The following is a 505-nucleotide window of genomic DNA, read 5'->3' on the forward strand; positions in this document are numbered from 1 at the left end:
AGGGCTCTTAGGGGGAGGAGCTTAAGGTTTAAGCTTTCACAAGAGTCGCTGCGTTACGCATCGCTTCTTTCGTTGAACACTCAACAACGTTTGCTTTTGCAAAGCGGTGAGCGTCTTTTACTTGGATATCGTGAGCTAGAATAACCAGCTTCGCGTTTGCTACATCTAGGTCAGTGATGCGGTTCTGGATACCGTTTTGACCTTGAGTTTCTACTTTGATTTTCAGACCCGCTGCTGCACCTGCTTTCTCTAGTGCTTTCGCTGCCATGAATGTGTGTGCTACGCCAGATGGGCAACATGTTACTGCTACGATGTCGTACTCGCCTTCGCCTGCTGCTGGAGTCGCTTGAGCTTGCGTCGGTGCTGCTTCTGCGATTTCGTCTTCTGCTTCTTCTTCAGCAACTGGTTTCCAGAAGCCAACGATAACTGCTGTTGTTAGTGAGCCTAGTGCGATACCCACAACGTACATTGGGATGTTGCTTGATACAGGTGCTGTGATTAGACC

The 505-nt window shown here is 49.1% G+C and carries 1 protein-coding gene; it reads right to left on the reverse strand.

The genetic code is table 11. The annotated features are described in order from the left end of the window. Positions 1 to 28 precede the first annotated feature (28 nt). Positions 29 to 505: PTS fructose transporter subunit IIB (locus R7Z49_RS27930; RefSeq protein WP_318112906.1), on the reverse strand; the 477-nt coding region annotated here is incomplete at its 5' end.

The organism is Vibrio sp. 1562 (assembly GCF_033340155.1).
Classification (GTDB): domain Bacteria; phylum Pseudomonadota; class Gammaproteobacteria; order Enterobacterales; family Vibrionaceae; genus Vibrio; species Vibrio alginolyticus.